We start from the raw sequence: 17643 nt of genomic DNA, 5'->3' as shown, positions 1-17643 counted from the left end.
GGCAAGCGGGGGATCAGGACACTCCGTGCGGCCGGAACTGGACGCTGATCCGAGGGCCCACCGGGCGGGCCGTCTTGGGGATCGCGTGCTCCCAGGTGCGCTGGCAGGAGCCACCCATCACGACCAGGTCCCCGTGCCCGAGCGGGTGGCGGACGACCGGCCCGCCGCCGGACCGGGGCCGCAGCGCCAGGGTGCGCGGCTCGCCGACGGAGAGGATCGCCACCATGGTGTCCTCGCGGGCGCCGCGCCCGATCCGGTCGCCGTGCCAGGCCACGCTGTCCCGGCCGTCCCGGTAGTAGCACAGGCCGAGGGTGCGGAACGGCTCGCCCAGCTCCTGGGCGTAGTGCCGGCTCAGCGCCGTCCGGGCCAGGCCGAGCACCGGGTGCGGCGGTTCGGCCTGCGCGGGGTAGGAGGCCAGCAGGCGCGGGACGTCGACCGTCCGTTCGTACATCTCGCGCTGCTCGGCCCGCCACGGCACCTCGGCGGCCAGTTGTTCGAACAGCTCGTCGGCTCCGTGCAGCCAGCCCGGGAGCAGGTCCAGCCAGGCGCCGTCGCCGAGCGGCTGCCGCCGCAGGCCGGTGAGCGGGCCGAGGCGGAGGCCGCCGCGGTCCGCGTCGTCGAACAGCGAGGGCTGGAGGTGGACGGTGCCGTGCATGGGGTCAGCGTACGCCTCGATTCGAACATGTGCTCGAATGACTGGAGGGTTTCGGGCCGCGCCTTGTGGATCTTCGCCGGGCCTGCGACGCCGGGGCGTGTTCCCCGGCGGTGGAGGAGGGCCGCTACGGCGATCGACGGTCGGCGGGGGCGTCCGTTCGGCGCAGCTTCGTCCGGCGGTGGCCGGAGACCGTTGTCAGGCGGCACGGGCGACCGGTAGACGGGAGGCTCCGAGCGCCGATCCTCCGAGTAGGGTCTAGCGGCCGGTTCCCCGCTCCCGTCTAGGCTTCGGACATGGCGATCAACGGCTTCGGGGTCACCGAGTTCCAGCTGGTGCTGCTGCGTCGGATGGCCGATTTCCAGCCCGGGCTGGTGGAGGGGGCGGTGCGGCGGCTCGGCGCCACCCGGGCCTCGATGCGGGAGGCCAACAAGCGCTGGCAGGCGATGGTCCGCGCGCCCGGCTTCCCGCGCGGCGCGGCCCGGTACGCGGCCGTGCTCGGACCGGCCGGGGCGAGTGTGCCGCGTCGGATCGGGGATCTCGACTGCGTGGTGCGCCAGTGGGCGCTGCCGCTCTGGCCCGAGTTGCGCTTCGAGATCCTGCTCGGCCCGGCTGAGACCGGTGGGCCGCTGCTGAACGAGTGGCTGGTGCGGGCGGCGGGCTCCCCGGTGCCCGCGCTGCGCACGCCGGCCGATCTCGCGCCGTGGAGCTGCGTGGTGGGCGACGTCGGGGCCGCGTTTCCGTCCGCGGTGCCGCGCGAGGGCAGTGCGCCGACCAGGTTCCGGCTGGACTTCGCGGTCCCGGATGCCGATGGACGGCTGCGCCCGTTCGAGGCCGACTTCACCTGGGGGTTGCTCCAGGAGGCCCGCCCGAGTGGCGGCCAGGGCATGGATATGCCGGGCGATGCAAGGTGATATTCAGTGAATGCCTTCGATTTGCAGGCTAAAAGAGGGATGTGGCAATCTAATCGCAGACATTGAAGAGTTTTGGCATCGGAAAGTGAAGGATCATGTCGGACGGCGCCCGCGTCATCGTCGGAGTCAGCGGTTCACTGCACAGCCTGACCGCCCTGCACCGGGCGGCCGAGGAGGCCCGGGCCCGGGGGGCCGTCCTGGTGCCGGTGCTCGCCTGGACGCCGGTCGGCGGTGAGCGCAGCTACCGCGCCCGGCCCTGCCCGCCGCTGCTGCGCGCCTGGCAGGAACTCGCCGAGGCGCGGATGGAGAGCGCGCTGGAGCAGGCCTTCGGCGGACTGCCGATCGGGGTGCCGGTGCAGCCGCTGGTCGTGCGCGGCGAGGTCGCGACGGTGCTGACCGGGCTGGCCGACCGCCCGGGCGACCTGCTGGTGGTCAGCACCGGCGAGCAGGGCGGCCTGCGGGTCAGGCTGCGCGGGCTGACGCGCCGCTCGATCGCCCGGCGCTGTGTGAACCGGGCCCGCTGCGGGGTGCTCGCCGTTCCGCCGTCCACGCTGCACGAGGACCTGCGCGCGCTGCACCGCGGCATCGACCTGCGGGAGCTCGCCGCGGCCTGACGGACCGTCAGGCGCGGTGGGTGGTAAGGCCGTCGACCACCGTACGGGCGGGGCGCAGCTCGCGCAGCGCGTCCACCGGGCAGGCCGACGGATCCAGCGGATCGACCGGCCACACCGTGAGGTCGGCGAACGCCCCCGGCCGCAGGCTGCCGCGCACCGCGCTCTCGCCGGTCAGCCGGGCGGCGTTCACGGTGTGCAGCGCGACCGCCTCGGACCGGCCGATCGCGTGCTCCGGGCCGACCACCCCGGCCGTGGTGTCCCGGGTGGTCATGCCCCACACCGACACCATCGCGCCGTACGGGCCGACCGGGAAGTCCGAGCCGCCGGTGATCAGCGCGCCCTCGTCCAGCCACTCGCGCAGCGGGAAGAGCGCGGCGGTGCGCTCCTCGCCCCAGGCCCGCTGCTGGGTGAGCGCGCCGTCGTGCAGCAGCGGGTGCTGGACCGTCACCGGGATGCCCAGCGCGATCGCCCGCGCCCGCTGCTCGGGGCGGGCCAGGCCGCCGTGCTCGACCACCAGGGTGCCCGGCGGCAGGCCGGGGTGGCGCTCGACCACCTGCTCGAAGACGTCCAGCAGGACCCGCAGCCCGCGGTCGCCCCAGGCGTGCACGCCGACCCGCCGGCCCCGCCCGACCACCCGCTCCACCGCCGCGAGCAGCTCGTCCGGCTCCCAGAGCAGCCGGCCGTGGTAGCAGGGCTGCCCCTGGTACGGCTCCTCCACCGCGCCGGCCTCGAAGCCGCCGTCGATCCCGAACTTGACGCCCCAGAGCCGCAGTCGGTCGTCGTCCCGGCCGGCCGCCCGCCAGTCGTCCATCCGGTCCAGCAGTGCGTCCACCTGGGCCGGCGTGCGGGCGGCGAAGCCGGAGACCAGCGCGCGGACCCGGACGGCCAGGGCGCCCTCGGCCCGGGCGGCGTCCAGGACGTCGAGGTCCTCGGCCGGGACCAGGCAGTCGCGGACGGTGCCGATCCCGGTGGCGGCGAAGTCGGCGGAGGCAGCGCGCAGTCCCTCGATCCGCTCCGTGGGGGTCGGGTGCGGCAGCACCCGCTCGACCAGCTCGACCGCCCGGTTGATCAGCCGGCCGGTGAGCCGCCCGTGCTCGTCGCGCTCGATCACGCCGCCCGGCGGCGCCTCGGTGGCGTCGGTGATCCCGGCCAGCCGCAGCGCGGCCGAGTTGAGCACCATGTTGTACGCGCCGCGGCGCACCAGCACCGGGTGTTCGGCGGTGGCCGTGTCCAACTCCCCGGTGGTGGGCATCCGTTGCTCGGCCAGCAGGACCTCCTGCCAGTTGACCGTGGTGCGGATCCACTCCCCGGCGGGGGTGCGGGCGGCGCGTTCGCGGATCAGGCCGAGGAATCCGGCGAGGTCGCGGGCCCGGTGGACGGGCACGCCGTGGACGCTGTGTCCGGCCAGGACCAGGTGGGTGTGGGTGTCGTCGAAGGCGGGCAGCACGGTCGAGTCCGGGGCGTCCACCACCTCGGTGCCCGGGCCGATCAGGGCGTCCAGTCCGTCGGGCGCGGCGGAGAGCGCGGTGATCCGGCCACCGGTGACGGCGACCGCCCGCCGGGGCGGCTCGCCGGGCACCAGGGTGTGCACGGTGGCGGCGCGGATCAGCAGGTCGGCGGGGGCGGGGCTGGCCGCCGGAGCGGCGGAGGCGGGGCGGATCGCCGGATCGGTGGGGTCGGTCATTGCGGCTCCTGGGGGCGGGACAGTCCGGTGACCTTCTCGACGTACCGGAGGCTGGGCTCGGCGAGCAGTCCGTGCAGCTCGGTGAACACCGCGCGCGCCGGTACCGCGTTCCAGTCGGCGGGCAGCAGCGGCGCGGGCAGCCCCGGATCCAGGTACGGCAGCCGGCGCCACCGGGTGAGCATCGGCACGTAGTCGCGGAAGGCCTCGGCCGGGTCGACCGGAGACCGTCCGCGCAGCTCCTCGGCGGCCGGGTGCCAGGCGTCGGCGAAGGCCCCGTACTGCGCCTCGATCGCCGGGAGGTCCCACCAACTCGCCACTGCCGTACGGAGATCGGCGAAGCCGGCGTACTCGGCGGAGAGGAACAGATGGACGTAGGCGCTCAGCCCGAGCCGGTCCAGCAGCCGACGGGCGTCCGGCAGCAGCCGGGCCGGTGCCAGCCAGACCCCTGGGGCGGCGTTGCCGAAGCCCAGCCAGCTCAGCCGGGAGCGCAGCTGGTGGCGGTGGGCGCGGGCGGACTCGGGCACCGAGAAGACCGCCACCACCCAGCCGTCGGCGAGTTCGGCCGGCTCCAGGCTGTGGAAGATCCGCCGGTCGCCCTCCTCGAAGACCGGCTCCATCGCGAGCGCGAGCCGGTACCCCGTGCCGGCGCGCCGCTCCTGGAGCAGGGTGCCGGCCTTCTTCAACCGCGAGATCGCCGAGCGGACGGCCGGGCCGTCGACGTCCAGCTCGGCCAGCAGCGCGATCAGGTCGGCGATGGATATCCAGCCGCCGAGGCGGCGGACGAACTCGCCGTAGACGGTGTGGATCAGGGAGCTCGGCCGGGACGTGTTCTCGGACATGCGCGGGCCCTCCTCCCCGGTGGTGGTGGCGATCATAACGAGAGTGCCGGTCCGAGGGCGCGGAATCCTGCGGTTCCAAGGCGCCCGGGAGGCTACGCGTAGGCACCGGAGAGCAGGTGTCCGGCGCCGGGCGCGAAGGCGGGCAGGCCGAGGGCCCGCAGGAGCTGGTGGGTGGTGCAGACGGCCGCCGAGACCACCGGCTTGCCCAACTGCTGCTCGGCCTCCTCGACCGCGGACAGCGAGGGCAGTTGCACGCAGGCCGAGAGCACCACCGCGTCCGCCTCGGCGTGGGCGAGACCGCGGGCGATGGCGGGCAGCAGGGCCGGGTCGTGGGCGGCGACGTCGAGGTTGTCGGCGATCTCCAGGGCGGCGTGGTCGAGCACCTCGATGCCCTCGGCGGCGAGGTAGTCGACCACCGTCCGGGCCAGCGGCCGCAGGTACGGGGTGACCATGGCGACCTTCGCGGCCCCGAGTTCGTGCAGCCCGGCGACGAGCGCGCCGGCGCTGGTGACCACGGGCGCGGGGGCGCCGTTCTGGACGGTGCGCAGGTGCAGCCGCCGTTCGGCCTGCCGGTGGTAGCCGGGGCCGGTGGCCATCACGGCGACCAGGCAGGCGTAGCCGATCACGTCCACCCGGGCGTCCGACAGTTCGGCGGCGCAGCGGTCGGACTCGGCGTCCATGGCGCGCAGTTGTTCGGGGGTGACCCTGGTCATCCGCATCCGGCTGGAGTGGAAGGTGAACCGCTCGGGGGCGACCGCCTCGCGGGCCCGCAGCAGGGCGGGGACCTCGGTCTCCATGGTGACGTTGGAGCTCGGGACGATCTGGCCGATCCGGTAGGTGGACATCGGGTGGACGGTCCTTTCCGGTCCGGGGCGGGTCAGCGGGCGTCGATCACCGGGTTGGCGAGCGTGCCGATCCGCTCGATGGTGGCCTCGACCAGGTCGCCGGGCCGGAGGAACTGCGGCGGCACCATCCCGGCGCCGACGCCCGAGGGGGAACCGGTGGAGATCACGTCGCCCGGTTCCAGGGTGACGCCGGAGGAGATGTCGGCGATCAGCCGGGCGACGCCGAACAGCATGTGGCGGGTGTTGGAGTCCTGCCGCAGCTCGCCGTTGACCTTCAGCGAGAGGTCGAGCCGCTGCGGGTCGGGGATCTCGTCGGCGGTCACCACGACCGGGCCGAACGGCGCGTAGCTGTCCTGGCCCTTGGAGAAGAACCACTGGCCGGAGCGGCGCTGGTCCCGGGCACTGATGTCGTTGACGATGCTGTAGCCGAACACGTGCCGCAGCGCGTCCGCCTCGGCCACCCGGAAGGCCGGTGCGCCGATCACCACGGCGAGTTCGCACTCCCAGTCGAGCTGCTTGGTGAGGTCGGCGTTGTGCAGGATGGGGCCGCCCGGGCCGGTGACGGCGGTCGAGGGCTTGCCGAACAGCACCGGCCGGTCGGGCAGTTCGCGGTCGGTGTCCAGGGTGCGGTGCGACTCGGCCACGTGCTCCACGTAGTTGAGGCCGACGCCGACGATCTTGCCGGGGCGCAGTGGCGCGCACAGCGAGACCTCGGCCATCGGCCGGCCGGCCGGGGCCCCGGCCAGCAGGTCGCGGACGGTGGCCAGGGCCGGCTCTCCGGCTCGGATCAACCCGAGGAGGTCGGGGGGCAGTCGGACCCCGGCGGCGGTGGCGAGGGCGGTCAGGTCGACGACCCGGTCGCCGTCGATCCGGGCGCCGAGGCGCGGGGTGTCGTCACGGCCGTCGTCCTCGGTGCGGCCGGCGGGGTCGGCGTCGTCGGTGCGGAAGGTCAGCAGGTGCATGGTGGTGGGGCTCCTGGTCAGGCGGTGGTGACGGTGGGCTGCTGCCCGTCCGGGTGGGCCTCCTCGCGGTGGAGGCCGAGCGCGTGCATCACCGGGAAGTCGTTGAAGGAGAACAGGCAGGCGTCCTCGCCCCGGTCGAGGTTCTCGTGCTCGTGCCAGGCCCAGGACGGGACGACGAAGATGTCGCCCTGCCGCCATGCGAAGCGCTGTCCGGCGATCACCGAGGCGCCGCGTCCCTTGGCCGCGGTGTACACCACCGAGCCGGTGTGCCGGTGGGCGCGGGTGGCCTGGCCCGGGCGCAGCAGTTGCAGGTGGGCGGACATGGTCGGCATCACCGGGCCGCCGGTGACCGGGTTGGTGTACTCCATGATCACGCCGTCGTAGGGCGATCCCTCGCTGGCGCGGGCGAGCCGGCGCAGCGCGTGGTAGCTGGGCTCCCAGGGCCAGCCGAGCAGCGGAGAGTACGGCCTGCTCCACTTCTCGACGCCGTACGGCAGCAGGTTGCCGCCGTAGCTGAGCAGCGAGGAGCCGATGACCGGCCCCGGTCGCTGGTACAGCTCCGGGTGGACCTCGTAGAAGTTGGCGTCGAGGGTGTTGACCAGCGGGATGTCCAGGCCGTCCTGCCAGATCACCGGGGCGTCGTCGGCCTCGTTGCCGTGCTCGTGCCAGGTGTTGTTCGGGGTGATCGCGAAGTCGCGCGGGCCGACCTTCAGCTTCTGTCCGTCCACGACGGTCCAGGCACCGGTGCCCTCGTGGACGAAGCGCAGCGCGGAGGCCTGGTGGCGGTGCGCCGTCATCGCCTCGCCGGGCCCCATGATCTGCAGGCCGGTGTACAACAGGCCGACGGCGGCGCTCAGTTCGCGGCGGCCGGGGTTCACCAGCATCACCACCCGGCGGCCGGCGTCGTCGGCCTTCACCAGCGGCAGCGCCTTGCGCACCAGCGGGCGGAGGTCGGCGTAGCGCCAGAGCACCGGGACGGACTTCGGCTGCGGGTACCAGGGTTCGATCTCGTTCGCGACCGTCCACAGGGCGCCCGCCTCGTGCTCGGCCAACTCCTTGTAGTAGGTCAGCAGCTCGGGGCTGTCGGTGACCCGGGACCGGCCGATCCGGTCGTCGTCGTGAGCGTTGTGGCCAGGGGTGCCCTCGGGGCTGGTCATGCCTCCTCCTCGGGGAGCGTCAGCGGCCGCAGCGGGCGGTTGTCCACGTGCAGCCGGAAGACGTCGAAGCGGTTGTAGTGCCCGACGATGTCGTGCATCTGCTTGGGCTGGATGCAGCGGCCGAGGTCGATCTCGGCGTAGACGATGCCCTCCTCGTCCACCAGCGGTTCGGTGACGGGGCGGCCGTCCGGACCGAAGATCCCGGACAGGGCGCTGTGCGGGCGGGCGAGCTGCTTGCGGACCTGCGGGTCGTCGCCGGCGATCAGGTCCACCATCCCGGGCGAGAGGGTGGAACAGGAGACGACGGAGAACACCTTGCCCTCGAAGCAGTGCGCGGCGGTGCGCAGCGCGATCGAGTCCGCCATGTCGTAGTCCTCCGGGCCCACCGGCAGCGCGATGTAGCAGGCGGCGTGGACCAGTTCGCCCTGGGCCAGCAGGGTGAAGCGGGCCAGCGGGTTGGTGTTCTCGCCGCAGGCCAGCGCGCCGAGCGGGCCGACGGCGGTGGGGTGCACCGCGAGGGTGCTCCCGTCGCCCTGGCCCCAGGTCAGTTTTTCGGCCCAGGTCGGCATCAACTTGCGGTGGATGCTGAGGAGTTCGCCGTCCGCGTCGATGATCAGCAGGGTGTTGTACAGCAGTCCGAGGCCGGGTCCGCCGCGTTCGTTGATCCCGATCACCAGTACCGCGCCGGCCTGCCGGGCGGCGGCCCGCAGGGTGTCGACGTACGGGCCGGGGACGTCGACGGCGGCCCGGTACAGGCGCTCGAACCAGGGCGAGCCCTGCACCGGGTTCATCGTCCAGTTCCAGTACGGGTAGCCGGGCACGAAGACCTCGGGGAAGACCACCAGTTCGGCGCCGTGCCCGGCCGCCTCGTGGATCAGCGCGACGGCCTTGTCGACGGTGGCGGCCGGGTCCAGGTAGACCGGGGCGGCCTGGACGGCGGCGGCGGTGAAGCGGGGCAGGTGGGGCATGGCTCCTCGTCACTCCTCGGCGGTGTCGGAAGGAAGGGGCGGTGACCAGCGGCGGTGGACGGGCGCGGGCGGCTCGCGCAGCAGGTGCAGGCGCGGGGCGACCCGGTCGGCGTTCGGGCCCGGCGGCTTGCGGCTGCCCGCCGTCCACGGCCCGGGCCAGCGGGCGCCCGGCCCGGTGTGGCCCCGCTCGGCGGCGGCGTGCAGGGTCCAGAGCGGGTCGTACAGCTGGGCGCGGCCGACCGCGACCAGGTCGGCCCGCCCGGCCAGCAGCACGGAGTCGGCGTCGTCGAACCCGGAGATCGCGCCGACCGCGATGGTCGGCAGGCCGGTGGCGGCGCGGACCAGCTCGGCGAAGGGCGTCTGGTAGCCGCGCCCGTACGGCGGCCGCTGGTGCGCCACCACCTCGCCGGTGGAGACGTCCAGCGCGTCCGCCCCGGCCCCGGCGAGCGCGCGGCAGATCGCCACCGCCTCCTCCTCGGTGGTGCCGCCGGGCGCCCAGTCGCTCGCCGAGATCCGCACCAGCAGCGGGCGGCCGGCCGGCCAGACGGCCCGTACCGCCGTCAGCACCTCCAGCGGCAGCCGCAGCCGGTGGGCCAGCGGGCCGCCGTAGCGGTCGGTGCGGCGGTTGGTGAGCGGGGAGAGGAAGGAGGAGAGCAGGTGGCCGTGGCCGAACTGGAGCTCCAGCACGTCGAAGCCGGCCCGCGCGGCCCGCTCGGCGGAGGCTGCGAAGTCCGCGGTGACGGCGGCCAGTTGGATGTCGTTCGCCTCGTGCGGAACGGGGCTGTCGGCGTCCCAGGGCAGGGCCGAGGGGGCGATCAGCGGCCAGCCTTCGGTGAGCGGGCGGCCGATGCCGTCCGGCCCGGGTGCGGTGGTCGCGCCCCGGCGGCCGGCGTGGGTCAGCTGGATGCCGAGCGGGGTGTCGCTCACCGCCCGGACAGCGCCGACGAGTTGGTGCCAGGCGGCCTCCTGGTGGTCGGTCCACAGGCCCGGGCAGCGGTCGGTGGCCCGGCCCTCGGGGCCGACCGCGGTCATCCCGGCGAGCACCAGCCCCGCGCCGCCGAGCGCGTGCCCGGTCAGCTGGGCCCGGTCGAAGCCACTGGGCAGCGCGTCGGGGGAGGTGAAGCTGGCGAGCGGCGGCACCACGACGCGGTTGCGCAGTTCCAGTGCGCCCAGCTTCAGCGGCCGGAACATCGGCGGCACTCCGGGAGAGCCGCCGAAGACGGTGTCCACGGCGTCCACGAAGGCGGGGTCGCGGGCCCGCAGATTGCCGTAGGTGACCCGCCGGCTGCGGGTGAGCAGGTTGAAGGCGAACCGGTCGGCGTCCTGCCCGGTCCGCCGCCCGATGGTCTCGAACCACTCCAGACTCGCCTGCGCGGCACGCTGGGTGGACTCCACCACCGGGCGCCGCTCGGCCTCGTAACCGGCCAACGCCTCGTCCAGGGTGGGCTGTTCGCTCAGCGCTGCGGCCAGGGCGAGGGCGTCCTCCAGGGCGAGCTTGGTGCCCGAGCCGATCGAGAAGTGCGCGGAGTGCGCGGCGTCGCCGAGCAGGACCACGTTGCGGTGGCGCCAGCTCGCGTTGCGCACCGTGGTGAAGCGGATCCAGCGGGAGGCGTTGGGGATCAGCCGGTGGCCGTCCAGGTGCCCGGCGAGCAGCTCCGCGCAGCGACGCACGCTCGCCAGATCGCTCTCGCCGCGCGCCGGTTCCCGTGCGGCGAGGGCCTCGAAGCCCGCGCGGCGCCAGGCGTCCGCGGCCGCCTCGACGATGAAGGTCGAGCGGGTGGCGCTGTACGGGTAGGCGTGCACCTGGAGGACGCCGAAGTCGAACCGCTCGACGATGAAGGTGAAGGCCTCGAAGACCTTGTCCGTGGCGAGCCACATGTAGCGGCAGTGGCGCTCGTCCAGATCGGGGCGGAAGCTCTCCGGGAAGGCGGCCCGGGTGCCGGAGCGGATGCCGTCGGCGGCCACCACCAGGTCGTACTCGGCGGCCAGCCGGTCCACGGGCGGGGCGGGGGTCCGGTAGCGCACGTCCACCGCCAGCTCGGCGCAGCGCCGTTGCAGGACGGCGCGCAGCCGGTTGCGGTCCAGGGCGGCGAAGCCGTGGCCGCCGCTGGTGCGCACCTCGCCCGCGAAGCGGATGTCGATGTCGCTCCAGCGGGCGAACTCGGCGCTGATCGCGGCGAAGACGTGCGGGTCGGCGTGCGCGATGCCGTCCAGGGTCTCGTCGGAGAAGACCACGCCGAAGCCGAACTCGTCGTCCCGGCCGTCCCGTTCGAAGACGGTGAGCTCCCGGTCGGGCGCCAGCTGCTTGGCCAGGGCGGCGAAGTAGAGCCCGCCCGGGCCGCCGCCGATCACGGCGATCCGGGTACGGTCCCGTGCGGTGCTCATGCGGCCGCCTCGGGGGCGGTGATCGCCCCGGGACCGGCGGACGGCCCGGGGCTCACGCGGCCACCTCCGGGCGCTGCGGCCCGGCCTCCGCCAGCGTGCGGCGGACCTGTGAGGGCCACGGCTCGGCACCCCCGTCGTGCGGTGCGGAGTGCACCACCGACATCCGCCCCTTCGCGGCCAGCCCGTGCGGGCCGTGCACCTCGAAGGCGTAGTGCAGCGAGGAGCCGCCGACCCGGACCACCCGCAGCTCGGTGCGGACCAGGTCGCCGAACCAGAGCCGTTCGCGGTAGTCGGCCTCGAAGTGCACCCGGGGGATCCGCCCGAACAGGTCGGCCAGTCCGAGCCGGCGCAGCAGGGCCGCCTCCGCCGCCTCGGCCCAGCGCTGCACGGCGGAGAAGTGGTAGTGCCCGGCGGCGTCGGTGTCGAACCACTCCACCCGGCGCTCGACGGTGACGCTGGCCGGGGTCGGCGCGGCCCGTCGGCGCAGCTCGGCGCGGTGCAGCTTGCCGGTCGCGGTGCGCGGCAGCCCGGGCACGAACTCGACCGCCCGCGGGTACTTGTACGGTGCGATGGCGCGCTTGACGTGCTCCTGGAGCCCGCGCGCCGTCTCCGGCCCCTCCGGGACGCCCGGGCGCAGCACCACGTACGCCTTGACCACCGTGCCGCGCCGCTCGTCCGGCGCGCCGACCACCGCGCAGTCGGCCACGTCGGGGTGGGTGGCGAGCGCCTGCTCGACCTCGGGCCCGGCGATGTTGTAGCCGGCCGAGACGATCATGTCGTCGTTGCGGGCCCGGAACCAGAAGTAGCCGTCGCCGTCCCGGACGTAGGTGTCGCCGGTGAGGTTCCAGCCGCCGCGGACGTAGTCCAGTTGGCGCTCGTCGTCCAGGTAGCGGCAGCCGGTGGGGCCCTTGACCGCCAGCATTCCGGGTTCGCCGTCCGGCACCGGACGGCCCTGCCCGTCCAGGACCGCGGCCCGGAAGCCGGGGACGGGCCGGCCGGTGGAACCGGGCCGGATGTCCCCGCCGGCGGCCGAGACGAACACGTGCAGCATTTCGGTGGCGCCGATGCCGTCGATCAACCGCTGTCCGGTGGCCTCGTGGAAGGCCCGCCAGACGGCGGCGGGCAGCGGCTCGCCCGCCGAGACGCAGTGCCGCACCCCGGAGAGCTGGTCCGCCAGCCCGGCGGCCAGGATGGCCCGGTAGGCGGTCGGCGCGGTGAACAGCACGCTCACCCGGTGCCGGCGCACCTGCTCGGCGAGCTGCTCCGGGGTGGCGTGCTCCAGCAGCAGGCCGGCGGCGCCCGCCCGCAGCGGGAAGACCAGCAGGCCGCCGAGGCCGAAGGTGAAGCCGAGCGGCGGGGTTCCGGCGAAGAGGTCCTCGGGGGTGGGGCGGAGCAGGTGGCGGGAGAAGGTGTCGGCGATGGCGAGCACGTCGCGGTGGAAGTGCAGGGTGGCCTTGGGGCGGCCGGTGGTGCCGGAGGTGAAGGCGATCAGCGCGACGTCGTCGGCGGCGGTCGGGACGGCCGGGAAACGGGCGGCCTTGGCGGCGCAGCGGGCGGTGAGGTCCTCGGCGCCGGGGCCGCCGTAGCCGAGGACGCGCAGTCCGGGGGTCCGTGCCCGGTGCAGCTCGTCCAGGAAGCGGTGGTCGCACAGGGCGAGGACGGGCCGGGCGATGCCGTGCAGTTCGGTCAGCTCGGCGGCGCGCAGCAGCGGCATGGTGGTGACGGCGACCCCGCCGGCCTTCAGTACGCCCAGCCAACAGGCCGCCAGCCAGGGGGTGTTGGGGCCGCGCAGCAGGACCCGGTTGCCGGTGGCGAGGCCGAGGTCCTCGGTCAGCAGACGGGCGATCCGGTCGGCGTGGTCGCGCAGTTCGCCGTAGGACCACCGTTCGGTGGGGGTGAGCAGGCAGGGCCGGTCGGGGCCGAGGCGCTCGATGGTGTCGTCGAGCAGGGCGGCGGCGCAGTTCAGGCGGTCGGGATAGGCCAACTCCGGCAGTTCGAAAAGGAGTTCGGGCCATTGCTCGAAGGGTGGGAGATGGTCTCGGCAGAACGTGTCCACGTGCGCGGAGGGTGAGAGCTCCATGGGCGGGCACCTCGTTGTGCGAGCGGGGAGTGAGGCCAGTATGGCGCGTCCGTGACGCCAGTCAAGGGAGCGATACATGCATTCGGGCGACGACCCGGCTCCCCGCCCGCTCCGGGCTCCGGGGGGCGCCGACCGTCAGCTCGTCGCCCCCCGGGCGGAGGCGTCGGGAGTGCGGCCCTCCTGGGCCTGGTGGGCGCGGTCGGCGAGCAGTCGGGCGAACACCGTCAGCCCGGGCGCGGTCAGGGCGGCGCCCGGCCCGTCGTCCCGCACCAGGAGCAGCACGCCGCCGACCTGGACCAGCGCCACCGCCGACGAGGAACCGACGGTCCGGGTGGCGCTCCGGTCGCCGATCCGCGGGATCGCCACCGCCGTCGCCTCCACGCCGCCGGTGCGTTCGAGTGCGCTGTCGAAGGCCTTGGCGGCCGCCTCGGGGGAGGCGAAGGCGACCACGTCGAACTCCACGGTCTGCACCGACGCGGCGCCGAACGTCACACTGGCGGAGGCGAGTTGCTGGTCGCAGGCGTCCGGCAGCAGGCACGGCACCGCGTCGGTCGGGCCCGTCCCCGACTCCGGCCCCCGCTGCACCCGCCACCCGCGCGGCATCGCCCCCTCGTCGGGCAGCACGCCCTGGACCAGCACCGGGTCGCCCAGCGGCTGCGCGGCGTGCGCCAGCCCGGGCCCGCCCGGCTTCAGTAGCGGGCGCGAGCCCAGGTGGACGCCGAGCGCGACCAGCGCGGCGATCAGCACCAGGACGAGCGCCGCCACGATCCCGGCGCTGCTCCGCCGGGCGGCGAGCGCCCGGGCGCGGGCGGCCGCGGGGCCGGTCCGCAGCTGAACGGTGCTCGGGCCCTTCGGCGGCGGTGCGGTCGGCGGGCCGACCCGCAGCTGCACGGTGCCGGGCTCGCTCCGCAGTTGGACGGTCGGTGGATCGCCCGGCTTCCCGAGCGCGGTGGTGGCCAGGTACTGCGCGAACGCCGGGTCCGTGGCCAGCAGGTGCGCGACGGCGGCGGCCAGCAGCGCCCGCGCCTGCGCGTCCCCCGGGCGCGCCTGCGCCGCCGCGAGCGCCCCGGCGCCCTCCGGCACCATCCGCAGCCGCGCCCGCACGACATCGGCCACCGCCTGGTGCGGCCCGTCGCCCAGCAGTGCCGCCGCCACCGCATCCGGTGCCGCCCCCCGGCCGTCCCCCATGGCAACTCCCCCTGCCGCACGAGTGGTTGCCCCCACGATCCCGGACCGCCGGCCACTTCGTACCCACGCCGAACGGAACGGAGACGCAACTGCAACCCCACCCGGACGAACCGGGGCGGGCGGCGGTGTGCAGCAGTGGCGGCATCCGGGCATCGTGCCCGCCGCCCGGCCGGGCGCGCCGCCGAATTGACCGGCCGGGTGACGGTCCGGGGGGCCGTCAGCGCAGGTCGAAGACCAGGCGGGCGGAGACCTTGCCGCTCAGCACCTCGTCGAAGCAGGCGTTCACGTCGTCGAGGCGGCGGGTCTCGCGGATCACCCGGGTGCGGCCGAGGGCGTGCAGCCGGAAGACCTCGGCGAGGTCCTCGCGGGTGCCGACGATCGAGCCGATCACCTTGGTGCCGTTCAACACCGTCTCGAAGACGGGCAGTTCGAGCTTGCCGCCGGCCGGGAGGGCGACCAGGACGAGGGTGCCGCCGCGGCGCAGGGCGCCGTACGCGGCCTGGAAGGAGGCGTTGCTGACGGCGAGGGCGATCGCGGCGTGGGCGCCGCCGAGGGCCTGGACCTCGGCGGCGACGTCCTGGGTGCGGGCGTCGAGGACGTGGTCGGCGCCGAGGTCGCGGGCCAGGGCGAGTTTGTCGTCGGTGACGTCGACGGCGATGGTCTCGGCGCCGAAGAGCCGGGCGTACTGGAGCGCCAGGTGGCCGAGCCCGCCGATGCCGGAGACCAGCACCCGGGTGCCGGGCCCGGCGCCGGAGACCTTGAGCGCCTTGTAGGTGGTGACGCCCGCGCAGGACAGCGGCGCGGCGTCCAGCGGGTCGATGCCGTCGGGGACGGGGACGACGTAGTCGCCGTGCGCGAGGGCGTACTCGGCGTAGGCGCCGTCCACCGAGTAGCCGCTGTTGTGCTGCTGGAGGCAGAGGGTCTCCCAGCCGGAGACGCAGTGGTCGCAGCGCCCGCAGGCGTCCGCGAGCCAGGGGATGGCGACCCGCTCGCCCACCCGGACGTGCCGGACCAGGTTGCCGGCCGCCTCGACGATGCCGACGCCCTCGTGCCCGGGCACGAACGGCGGGCTGGGCTTGACCGGCCAGTCGCCGTGGGCGGCGTGGATGTCGGTGTGGCAGAGGCCGGAGGCCTCGATCCGGACCCGGACCTGGTGCGCGGCCGGCTCGGGTACCGGGTGGTCCTCGACGACCAGCGGTGCGGTGAAATCGCGGACGACGGCGGCCTTCATGCGCTGCTCCTCGGACGTACGGCCGGGTACGGGGGTACTGCCGGGGGGGGTGGGGGGGGGGGGACACCCCCCCCCCCCCCCTGGGGGGGGGGGGGGGGGGGGGGGGTGGGGGGGGGCCCCCCCCGCCACCAGCTTCACCCGACGGGGTGATCCTCGCCGGTCGAACTGGGCCGAACGAGTGATCATCCGTCCGCGTATCCGCGCAGGTCAGCGCACCGGCATCGACATGTACACCGCCCGTCGCCCGTAGCAGGCGGGCACCGGCACCTCCCGGTGCGCCCGGTAGCCGAGCAGCCGCAGCAGGATGTCCGCCCCGCGCACCGCGACCATCGAGATCCGCTCGTAGCCCTGCCCGCTCGCGTGCTCCCGGAAGTGCCGGATGAAGCCCAGCGCGACCTCCCGTCCGCGCAGGTCCTCGGCGATCACCAGGTCGTGCACGTGCAGGTTGGTCGAGCGGAAGGCCCGCTCCTCCGGGCGGCTGAGGTCCGGGCAGCGCAGCGGCGGGTAGGGCAGGCTCAGCAGGTAGCCGCGCACCACGCCGCGCTGCTCCAGCACGAAGCAGGTGCCGGGCGAGCTGCGGGCGCGCGACTGGAGCGCCTCCCGGCCCTCGGACAGGCCGTCGGCCGCGTAGGCGTCGTGCTCCAGCGCGACCACGGCGTCCCAGTCGTCGTCGGCCAGCTGCCGGATCCGGAGGTCCTCGCTCACCGGGCCGGCGCCTCCGTGCCGGCGTCCGCGCCGTCCGTGCCGGCGTCGAGCCCCTCCGCGCGGGCGGCGGCCACCATCGGCGCCCAGGCCTCCACCAGCACCGCCCACCGCTCGGCGTCCTGCCGGGCCTCGTCCAGGAGCTGCTGCCGCTGCCCGGCCACCACGTCCGCGAGCTCGGCGTACTTGCCGCCCAGCTTGCGGTAGGAGCGGTCCAGGACGTCCAGGCAGTGCACGTTCCCGGCCGGGTCCCAGTCGACGCTGCCCCGCACCAGGTCGATGATCGGCTCGACCTTCAGTCCGTGCCGCTCGTCCAGCAGCCCGCGGCCGAGGTCGATCATCCCGCCGTAGACCGGGTACAGGTACAGCATCGAGAGCAGGAACTTGACGAACCGCATCTGGTAGGAGACGAAGCCGGTGCCGGTGCGGCGCTCGGGCGTGTAGTAGTTGACGATGTGGCGGTTGTGGACGACGCCGGGCAGCCGGGAGTGGACCATGGCGTGCAGCAGGGCGTAGTCGCTGCCGATGGTCTCGATCGAGGGCAGCAGCGGCAGCACCTCGTAGGCCCGGTGGTCCAGGGCGATGTTGCACATGTAGACGTCCCAGATGTCGGGCACGCCGAGGACGGATTCGTCGGTGCTGAACGGCTCGGAGCCGGCGCCCTTGAAGGACACGTCCACCATCGCGTCCCTCTCCTCCTCCGACCACACCGGCGGGGTCCACAGGCGCACCACGTCGCGGTAGACGGCCGGGTCCATCTCGTGGATCTCGCTGATGTCCACGTTGAGTTCGCCGATGAAGGAGCCGCTGACCAGCATCACCGGCTTGTCCGCGTCGGCCGGGTCGAGCTCGGAGCGCGACACGCCGGCCGCCGCCTCGCCGGCCGGGCGGCCGATCGAGAGCAGCTCGTGGTGGATCGGGAAGACCTTCCGGCCGTCGACGACCTGGAAGTCGGCGTCGTCGTTGCGCAGGTGCGCCGAGGTGCAGCCCAGGGCGGCCGCGCCGAGGAAGAGCCGGTTGACGCAGGAGCCGTACGCGACGGCCCGCGGGAGCATCAGGTCGAGCAGCAGTTCGGGGTCGGCGGCGCCGGAGCGCTCGGACACCCGGCGCAGGAACTCCCGCTGCCCCGCCTCGCCCAGGTGGTGGACGGCCACGCCGGGGGTCGGCTCCAGCGCGGCCACGGCGCCCGCGTTCTCCGCGAACCCGACGGCGTCGGTGGTGTCGAGGACGAGGAGGTGCACCTCGACCCCGAAGGTCGCGACGGCGTAGGCCGCCTCCTCGGCGAGTTCCGCGATGGTGTCGGGGCAGGGCCGCATGGTGGGCAGGGCGAGGCAGACTCTTTGCATGGTGCGGATTTCTCCATCGGATCGTCAGATTCGGTTCCACGGAGGCCAGTTGGGCGCACAGGGAGATCCCGGGCGC

General features: G+C 74.5%; 14 protein-coding genes and 2 pseudogenes. 2 read left to right on the top strand and 14 right to left on the bottom strand.

Features of this window, described 5'->3' with window-relative positions; all coding sequences use genetic code 11:
* Window positions 1–13: 13 nt before the first annotated feature.
* Window positions 14–655 (bottom strand): alpha-ketoglutarate-dependent dioxygenase AlkB, encoded by a 642-nt coding sequence (locus ACFVGO_RS00740; RefSeq protein ID WP_359907573.1) that lies wholly within the window; start codon window positions 653–655, stop codon window positions 14–16.
* 293 nt (window positions 656–948) lie between these two features.
* On the opposite strand from ACFVGO_RS00740, the gene ACFVGO_RS00735 reads away from it, so the two are divergent.
* Complete coding sequence (locus tag ACFVGO_RS00735; RefSeq protein ID WP_380630464.1) at window positions 949–1566, top strand: hypothetical protein; 618 nt, start codon at window positions 949–951, stop codon at window positions 1564–1566.
* Between the two features lie 95 nt (window positions 1567–1661).
* Entirely contained in the window at window positions 1662–2180 is a 519-nt protein-coding gene (locus ACFVGO_RS00730) for a universal stress protein (protein ID WP_359907577.1), read from the top strand.
* Between the two features lie 7 nt (window positions 2181–2187).
* Here the strand turns inward: ACFVGO_RS00730 and ACFVGO_RS00725 are convergent, their stop codons facing one another.
* From ACFVGO_RS00725 to ACFVGO_RS00665, 13 genes and pseudogenes are all read right to left on the bottom strand, one after another.
* Entirely contained in the window at window positions 2188–3864 is a 1677-nt protein-coding gene (locus tag ACFVGO_RS00725; protein WP_380630463.1) for an amidohydrolase, read from the bottom strand.
* The gene (locus ACFVGO_RS00720) at window positions 3861–4703 is read right to left on the bottom strand and encodes a PaaX family transcriptional regulator C-terminal domain-containing protein (protein ID WP_359907583.1); all 843 of its coding nucleotides are present in this window, start codon (window positions 4701–4703) and stop codon (window positions 3861–3863) included. The genes ACFVGO_RS00725 and ACFVGO_RS00720 overlap by 4 nt, the downstream gene beginning before the upstream one ends.
* A 92-nt stretch (window positions 4704–4795) precedes the next feature.
* A complete protein-coding gene (locus ACFVGO_RS00715; protein WP_380630462.1) occupies window positions 4796–5548 on the bottom strand; it encodes an Asp/Glu racemase in 753 nt (250 codons plus the stop codon).
* Window positions 5549–5580: 32 nt separating this feature from the next.
* The gene (locus tag ACFVGO_RS00710) at window positions 5581–6510 is read right to left on the bottom strand and encodes a fumarylacetoacetate hydrolase family protein (protein WP_380630461.1); all 930 of its coding nucleotides are present in this window, start codon (window positions 6508–6510) and stop codon (window positions 5581–5583) included.
* A gap of 17 nt (window positions 6511–6527) precedes the next feature.
* On the bottom strand, window positions 6528–7667 hold the full coding sequence (locus ACFVGO_RS00705) for a cupin domain-containing protein (protein WP_359907592.1): 1140 nt from the start codon (window positions 7665–7667) through the stop codon (window positions 6528–6530).
* Window positions 7664–8635, bottom strand: a complete 972-nt coding sequence (locus ACFVGO_RS00700) for a carbon-nitrogen hydrolase family protein (protein ID WP_380630460.1) — start codon at window positions 8633–8635, stop codon at window positions 7664–7666. The genes ACFVGO_RS00705 and ACFVGO_RS00700 overlap by 4 nt, the downstream gene beginning before the upstream one ends.
* A gap of 9 nt (window positions 8636–8644) precedes the next feature.
* Entirely contained in the window at window positions 8645–11020 is a 2376-nt protein-coding gene (locus tag ACFVGO_RS00695) for an FAD-dependent monooxygenase (RefSeq protein WP_380630459.1), read from the bottom strand.
* 52 nt (window positions 11021–11072) lie between these two features.
* Window positions 11073–11417, bottom strand: a pseudogene (locus ACFVGO_RS00690) (acyl-CoA thioesterase); the annotation flags it as partial.
* Between the two features lie 72 nt (window positions 11418–11489).
* Window positions 11490–13100: pseudogene (locus ACFVGO_RS00685) on the bottom strand (AMP-binding protein); the annotation flags it as partial.
* 135 nt (window positions 13101–13235) lie between these two features.
* Window positions 13236–14288, bottom strand: a complete 1053-nt coding sequence (locus tag ACFVGO_RS00680) for a hypothetical protein (RefSeq protein WP_359907600.1) — start codon at window positions 14286–14288, stop codon at window positions 13236–13238.
* 217 nt (window positions 14289–14505) lie between these two features.
* Window positions 14506–15519: an alcohol dehydrogenase AdhP gene (gene adhP, locus ACFVGO_RS00675; protein WP_359907603.1), complete on the bottom strand. Its 1014-nt coding sequence runs from the start codon at window positions 15517–15519 to the stop codon at window positions 14506–14508.
* A gap of 207 nt (window positions 15520–15726) precedes the next feature.
* Window positions 15727–16224 carry a GNAT family N-acetyltransferase gene (locus ACFVGO_RS00670; RefSeq protein ID WP_359898254.1) on the bottom strand — a complete coding sequence of 166 codons (498 nt, stop codon included), beginning with the start codon at window positions 16222–16224 and terminating at the stop codon, window positions 15727–15729.
* The gene (locus ACFVGO_RS00665; RefSeq protein WP_380352481.1) at window positions 16221–17567 is read right to left on the bottom strand and encodes a DUF6271 family protein; all 1347 of its coding nucleotides are present in this window, start codon (window positions 17565–17567) and stop codon (window positions 16221–16223) included. The genes ACFVGO_RS00670 and ACFVGO_RS00665 overlap by 4 nt, the downstream gene beginning before the upstream one ends.
* Window positions 17568–17643 lie beyond the last annotated feature (76 nt).

The organism is Kitasatospora sp. NPDC057738 (assembly GCF_042798815.1).
In the GTDB taxonomy this organism is placed as follows: Bacteria; Actinomycetota; Actinomycetes; order Streptomycetales; family Streptomycetaceae; genus Kitasatospora; species Kitasatospora lactacystinica.
The sequence above is the reverse complement of the archived record's forward strand: the minus strand, read 5'-3'. Positions and strand labels throughout refer to the sequence as shown.